The 6,745-nt window shown below is 68.3% G+C and carries 7 protein-coding genes; 1 reads left to right on the top strand and 6 read right to left on the bottom strand.

From position 1 onward, the window contains the following. Window positions 1-107 precede the first annotated feature (107 nt). From AC30NL_RS03710 to AC30NL_RS03690, 5 genes are all read right to left on the bottom strand, one after another. A complete protein-coding gene (locus tag AC30NL_RS03710) occupies window positions 108-2,237 on the bottom strand; it encodes a dipeptide ABC transporter ATP-binding protein (RefSeq protein ID WP_489462663.1) in 2,130 nt (709 codons plus the stop codon). Next, a complete protein-coding gene (locus tag AC30NL_RS03705) occupies window positions 2,234-2,698 on the bottom strand; it encodes a hypothetical protein (protein ID WP_489462662.1) in 465 nt (154 codons plus the stop codon). The genes AC30NL_RS03710 and AC30NL_RS03705 overlap by 4 nt, the downstream gene beginning before the upstream one ends. Window positions 2,699-2,789: 91 nt before the next feature. Further along, complete coding sequence (locus AC30NL_RS03700) at window positions 2,790-2,987, bottom strand: hypothetical protein (RefSeq protein ID WP_489462661.1); 198 nt, start codon at window positions 2,985-2,987, stop codon at window positions 2,790-2,792. Continuing rightward, window positions 2,984-3,586, bottom strand: a complete 603-nt coding sequence (locus tag AC30NL_RS03695; RefSeq protein ID WP_489462660.1) for a DeoR/GlpR family DNA-binding transcription regulator — start codon at window positions 3,584-3,586, stop codon at window positions 2,984-2,986. The genes AC30NL_RS03700 and AC30NL_RS03695 overlap by 4 nt, the downstream gene beginning before the upstream one ends. A gap of 264 nt (window positions 3,587-3,850) precedes the next feature. Continuing rightward, window positions 3,851-4,936, bottom strand: a complete 1,086-nt coding sequence (locus AC30NL_RS03690) for a Gfo/Idh/MocA family protein (protein WP_489462659.1) — start codon at window positions 4,934-4,936, stop codon at window positions 3,851-3,853. A gap of 191 nt (window positions 4,937-5,127) precedes the next feature. Here AC30NL_RS03690 and AC30NL_RS03685 point away from each other — a divergent pair, with 191 nt between their 5' ends. Beyond that, on the top strand, window positions 5,128-5,310 hold the full coding sequence (locus AC30NL_RS03685; protein WP_489462658.1) for a hypothetical protein: 183 nt from the start codon (window positions 5,128-5,130) through the stop codon (window positions 5,308-5,310). A 163-nt stretch (window positions 5,311-5,473) separates the two neighbouring features. On the opposite strand, the gene AC30NL_RS03680 is transcribed toward AC30NL_RS03685, so the two are convergent. Continuing rightward, window positions 5,474-6,085 (bottom strand): hypothetical protein, encoded by a 612-nt coding sequence (locus tag AC30NL_RS03680; protein WP_489462657.1) that lies wholly within the window; start codon window positions 6,083-6,085, stop codon window positions 5,474-5,476. Between the last annotated feature and the right edge of the window lie 660 nt (window positions 6,086-6,745).

Raw genomic sequence — 6,745 nt, 5'->3', positions numbered from 1 at the left:
TCTAGGCGCAAAGCACAGCCATAGCTCGGGCTATGGCGAGCATTTGCAACGACGAGCGGGCGTCTTCTGGCGTGATGAGCGGGCATGATCGAAATACTCTCAGCCTCTCAGGCCGCCGTGGTCGTCGGCACCGGGAAGAGGCAGGCATGAGCGTGCCCGTGCCCACGCCCATGCTCGTCGGTCTCTTCGACCAGCAATGGGTCGGTGTCGGCGCAGGCCGGCCGGACCTGTGGACAGCGGCTGGCGAACCGGCAGCCGCGGGGCGGGCTGACCAGGCTGGGCAGCTCGCCGCGCAGCACGGTGCGCTGCTGGGCGTGCGCCGCCGCCGGGTCGGGCCGTGGCACCGCCGACAGCAGCGCCCGCGTATAGGGGTGCCGGGCGCGCGTGAAGATGGCGTCGCGGGGCCCGGTCTCGACGATGCGGCCGAGGTACATCACGGCGATGCGGTCGCACAGGTGCCGCACCACCGACAGGTCGTGGCTGATGAAGACATACGCATGGCCGTGGCTGGCCTGCAGCCGGCGCAGCAGGTTGAGCACCTGGGCCTGCACCGAAACGTCGAGCGACGAGACCGGCTCGTCCAGGATCACCATCGCCGGGTCCAGCGCCAGCGCGCGGGCGATGCCGATGCGCTGCCGCTGGCCGCCGGAAAACTGGTCCGGCCACCGGTCGAGGTGCTCGGGGCGCAGGCCGACCTCGTCGAACAGCGCGGCGGCCCGGTCGCGCCGCTGCGCGTCGCTGCCGATGCGCTGCACGCGCAGCGGCTCGACGACGTTGCGGCCGGCCGACAGCAGCGGGTTGAGCGAGCTGTAGGGGTCCTGGAAGACCATCTGCATCGAGCGGCACAGCGCCCGCGCCTCGCGCCCGCGCAGCCGGCTGATGTCCACGCCGTCGAAGCTGATCGTGCCGGCGCTGGGCGCGAGCAGCCGCATGATCAGGTTGCCGGTCGTGCTCTTGCCGCAGCCGGACTCGCCGACCAGACCCAGCGTCTCGCCGCGCCGCACGTCGAAGCTGATGCCGTCGACCGCACGAACGGTCACGCCGGCGCGCAGCCAGCCCGCGCCGAGCGCGAAGTGCTTGACCAAGTTGCGCACGCTGAGCAGCGGCGGCCCCGGCTCGGGCGTCGGCGCGGCGACCGTCACGGGCTCGCGGGGACGCGGCTGCTCGTTGCGGAAGTGGCAGGCGCTGTCATGGCCGGCGCTGGCGTCGGCGGCCGCGGCTTCGACCGCCAGCAGGGCCGGCCGCTCACTGGTGCAGATCGCCCGCCCCGCGGTCTGCCGGCAGCGCGCGGCGAAGGCGCAGCCGGGTGGCAGCGCGCGCATGTCGGGTGGCGTGCCGGGGATCGCCTCGAGCAGAGCGACCGGCGCGTCCAGCCGCGGCAGCGAGGCCAGCAGCGCACGTGTGTACGGATGCGACGGCCGCGCGAAGATGTCACGCACACTGCCTTCTTCGACGATCCGGCCGGCGTACATCACGACCATCCGGTCGGCGAACTCGGCCACCACGCCCAGGTCGTGCGTGATCAGCACCGTCGCCGCGCCGGTCTCCACCTGGGCCTGGCGCAGCAGTTCGAGCAGCTGGGCCTGGATCGTCACGTCGACCGAGTTCGTCGGTTCGTCGGCGATCAGCACACGCGGCCGGTTGGCTATGGCCATCGCGATGACCACCCGCTGCGCCATGCCGCCCGAAAACTGATGCGGGTATTGGCGCGCGCGCAGATCGGCCTGCGGCACGCCGACCAGCCCCAGCAGCTCGATCGCCCGCGCGCGCAGCCGCGCCCGCGTCCAGCCGCGCTGGTGCATCGCGATCGCCTCGACCAGCTGGGCGCCGACCGTGATCACCGGATTCAGGGCGGCCGACGGGTCCTGGAAGACCATCGCGACCAGCCGGCCGAGCAGGCGCCGCCGCTCGCTTTCGGACAGGGCCAGCAGGTCGACGCCGTCGACCTCGACCGAACCAGAGATCACGCGCCCGGCGGGCAGCAGGCCCAGCGCGGCCAGCGCGGTGACCGACTTGCCGGCGCCCGTTTCGCCAACCACCGCCAGCGTGCGGCCGGGCTCGACCGCGTAGCTCACGCCATCGACGGCGCGCAGGCCGCCGTCTGGCGACGGAAACTCGACGACGAGGTCGCGGATGGCCAGCGCCGGCGCACCGGAATTCAGATCGGCGCGCGGCTCGTCCCCGCCGTCATGCCACCGAGCATCGACGTGCGGCCGCGCGCTGGAGTGCGTCGTCATGCGCAGCCTTCACGCCGCGGGTGCTGGGTCTGGCACCGCAGGCTTGGCGTGGCCCGCGCGGGCCAGCCGCAGTGCGAAGCCGCCAGGCACGACAGCAGCGCGGCCGACGCATCGGCCTTGGCAAGCTGCTGTGCGGCGCGCAGGCCAAGCACGGCCCAGCCCTGGCCAGCCGGCAGAGCAGCGGCCTGCTGGCGTGCGGCGTACAGCGAAACGACATTGCCGTCGATGCATTTCTTGAAGGCCACTTCGCCGCCGGCCAGCAGCCCGATCGAACGCTCGAGCCGGGTCCGGGCGCGCGACCAAGGCAGGTTTCGCGTCTCGGTGTCGGCGACGCTGCCGCCTTCGCCGCACGGCGCTTCACAGCCCCAGCAGATGCACAACGAAGGATCAAGACTCGCCAGCCGGGCGCCGGCGTCCAGCGCGCCGGTCAGATCGTCAGCCAGCATGCGCACGGCGCTCATCGCATCGCCCGCTCATGGCGCCCGCTGCTTGAACCGCCCCGTGCGCCGCGTGCTGCCGCGGTCAGCGCTGTGCGGAGGCCGGACGCCGGTCTCATGCCGCCTCGACAAAACGCAGTTCGACGGCAGCGTCGCGCAGCGCCTGGCATTCGTTGGCAAGCGCGCCGGCCTCGGTGACGACGATGTGAATGTCGGCCATGCTGCCGACTTCGCAGAAGGTCGGCTCGCGGAACTTCGATGCGTCGCTGAGCAGCGCGACCTTGTGCTCCGCGGCGATCATCCCGCGCTTCATGGCGGCGATCTCGATCGAGGTTTCGGCAGCTGGCTAACCGTATGGATGCCGAGCACAGCGTCAGGTCGACGTGAAGGCGGCCCAGGAAGTCGATGCCGGGCTCGCCGCTCGTGATGGCCGGAGCCGCGGCGCAGCATTCCGCCGAGCAGCACCGTGCGCACCCGCCGGGCCTGCGCGAACGCCATCGCGACGCGCAGGTCGTTGGTGACCGCCGTCAGCTCGATGTCGGCGGCGGCGACGCAGCGGGCGGCCTCCAGCACGGTGGAGCTGGAATCGAAGATGACGCTTTGCCTGGGCTGGACGAGCTGCGCCGCCGCGCCGCCGATCCGTACCTTGGCGTCATGCGCGATCTCGGGCTCGAGGGTGGAATCGGCCTCGAAGGTCGTGCCCAGAAGCGGCTTGGCGACCGCGCCGCCGTGGCTGCGATCGAGATAACCCTCGCTGCTCAGGTAGTCGAGGTCACGACGGATCGTCGCCGGCGACGCTAACAGCGCTTCGCAGAGTTGCGGCACCGAGGCGCCGGCGCCACGCAGGTAGTCCAGCACCAGCGCACGCCGCTGCGCGGTGAAGAGATGGCGGGATGAGACACGGCTCGACACGCACAAAGCGTAGTGAAAAGGGCAAAACCAGTCAACTACGCATGTGCTGCGATCAAGAAGGTGCGTCCGCGATGGACGCCCGTGAGCGGTTTGGCAAGTCCTGCCCTTGGTCGACAAGGCTGTGCAGAAGGCGGGCGTGGCCTGCGCAACGAGGCGCGTTGAGTGTCGCTTCAGCATCGGCAACACTGGCCGGGCACGGGGCCGTTCAACGCCGGGCTGCGGACGGCCCGGGTTAATGCTGGCACCTGGGCAGGCCTGGGCGGGTCAGCCGACCGTGTCGAAGGTCTCGACTTCGGCGATGTCGTCCGCGCTCAGCGGCAGACGGACCGGGCGCCGCCGGTGGTTCGACAGGTAGATGCCCTTGATGATGTGCAGCGCCTTCAAACTGTCGGCGCCGGTCACCGCGGGCGGGCGGCCTTCGAGCACGGCCCGGGCAAAATCGTCCAGCTGCAGCGCATGGAAACGCGGGAAGCCGGGTCGCTGCTCGCGGGCACGTTCCCAGTCCTCGCGCGGGTCGGGCTGCAAGGTCCACAGGTCGGTCACCGCCTCGGTCAGTTCGGGCGCCTCGCGCAGCCCCAGGGTCGCGCCGTTGCTGCCATGCACGGCCAGGCGGAAGCCGTCGGGCGGGTTCAGGGTCGTCAGCGCCTGGATCGTGGCCAGTGCGCCGGAGGCGAATTCGCAGGTCGCCACCACCGTGTCCTCGACCGTCGCGTAGGCGCCGTGCACCAGCGTGCCCCAGCGGCCATAGATCTCCACCGCATCGCCGCAGACCCACTGCAGCATGTCCACCATGTGGATGGCCTGGTTCATCAGCGCGCCGCCGCCTTCGCCCCACCAAGTGCCGCGCCAGTCGGCGCGGTCGAAGTAGGCCTTGTCGCGGCCGAGATGGGCGATGCACTCGGCGCTGGTGACGCGGCCGATCCGGCCTTCTTCGACCGCGCGTTTCATGCGCTGCGCGGCCGGGAAGAAGCGGCGCTGGAAGATCGCGCCGAAGGTGATGCCGACGGCCGCCGCGGTCTCGACCATGCGCGTCGCTTCGCTGAGCCGGATCGACAGCGGCTTCTCGACGATGCAGTGCACGCCGGCCGCGGCGCAGACGTCGAGCAGCCGTCCGTGCGAGCCGTGGTCGGTGCAGATCGTCACTGCGTCGATGCCGCCATCGGCGAGCAGGGCCGCCAGGTCGGTGCCATGCCGGTCGACACCGTGGGCTCGCGCGAGCTCGGCGGCGCGTTGCGGATCGATGTCGCAGACGGCGACCAGACTGGCCGACGGAATGTCCACGATGGCCTGGGCGTGGCAGGCGCCGATGCCGCCGGCACCCGCTAATGCAAACCTGAGCTTGTTCTGCATGCCGCGCTCCGTTTGTTGCCCGTCAGTACCGTTCCAGCTTTGCTGCTGCTGGAACACCGACCCTGCAGAGTGTACCTGCCACGGCCGGTCAGATCAGCAATCGCGGGCACCAGCCGTCGTACCCGTGCAGGGCCGTCGAGCCGGCCGGCACGGCTCTGTCGCAATAAGCCGGTTCGGCGAGAAACCATCGGATGGTCCCGCTCCCGATTCAGCTCGCGACATCGACTCTTCGCAAGGTCATCAAACGCCTGTCTGAGATGGGAGGCTATGCCCAAACCGTCAAGGAATCGGTGCAGCAGGCGCGACCCATCGTCGATGCGGCCAAGCACCTCGGGCGGCCACAGCGGACCGAGCAGATCCTTGAGGCGCAGTGAACCAAACCGGGGGGGTTCTCCCTACAAATGTCCGGGTGTCCGGTTCCTTTGCGTTATGTAAGGTACCTGGCCTGTATCGCAGGGAACCACCATCCGGGGGATCGCCATGGAAAAAGCCGCTTGTGTTGGCACCAGTTCCGTTCGCTACGAGTTGCGATTCGAGTCAATATTCAATGCAGGACGCGCATACGCCTTCCCCTGCGGCGCGGATGGCCATGTGGACATGGATGCGCTGAGCGAGACAGCTCGGAGAAACTACATGTATGCACGAGCCGTTATAGGTCGTGAGTTCCGGATGCCAGTGCTCATCGTCGACGAGCATGGATGCTGAGTTTCCCAAATGGTGTCTGCGTTTCGCGCGAGAGAGTCGCCGAGGACTGCCCAGTGCCTCATCAAAGGCTTCTTGCAGGCGCGTGAGATTGAAGCGGTGGGGGTCCTCGAGCTCACCGGCTGGGATCTGAAGCGCCGAAAGACGCCTTTGAGCTTTTGCAATAACGCGGTCCGCTTTTTCAGCTTGGGTGTGTATTGCGGCCCAGCCCCCACTGCGAGAACGGCTGCGGCGGAACTCGAATCCCACGTACCCAAAGCTCGCGCCTTGGGCCAGTTCGACGGTGGTGCTCTTCTCTTCATTGACCTCGACTACGAAGCGATTCTCGACGTCAACGACGCTCGTGCGGAAGGTCAGAAATGGCCCGACAAGAGCATGCAGAAGGCCGCCGGGATCGCCCCGGCCGATGCAAGAACGGTGGTCCGTAATCTCCGAACTGCGGGCCACGACGACCCCATACCGACCGGTTTGGACAATGGCCGTCCTCGCCAGCCGTAGACCGAGGCAAAAGTGGGTCTACCGCACTTTGTGTGACGCCCGCGCTGAAGGGCTTGATTCACCCGAAGAGACTTCACTTCTGCACTTCATGAGACATTGATTGCCGGTGCTGTCGGGGTAGTTGATCGCGGTCTCGCTCACAGTAGCGTTCGCGCGGCACCGTGTCCGACCTGCCGATGCTGGAGCGGCCGCTTGCATGGGAACTATCGCCGTCACTTGGCCGGCGGCGCGCGGTGAATCAGGGGCAGCGCGCACGCCACCGCCCGAGCTCGTGGCATCACATGCCTGCCTGCCTGCCTGCCTGCCTGACCTACGGCCCAACCGGAGCCTCCCGACCCTAAGGCAAATACCTCATCCTGCACGTCTTCGCATCGCCCGTCACGCAAAGTGCGGAAGACCCGGCATACTTTCCTCTACGTCTGCTGCTGACCAGTTCTACTCACCCGCCGTCTGATCTCAAATGCACTGCCGGGCTTCGCTTGGCCCGACGTCCTTATGCGACAGAACTCGAGAAAGGGTATGTCTTTGCTCCTCTGTCCCGAATCGATTCAAGTAAGCCTCTCCAACAGAAGTTAGTTGAAGCCGGGTCGAACCATCGCTCGCAGTTCG

Source organism: Rhizobacter sp. (assembly GCA_021153565.1).
Taxonomy (GTDB): Bacteria; Pseudomonadota; Gammaproteobacteria; order Burkholderiales; family Burkholderiaceae_C; genus Albitalea.
Note: the sequence above shows the minus strand (reverse complement) of the source record. Positions and strands in the feature narration are given on the sequence as shown.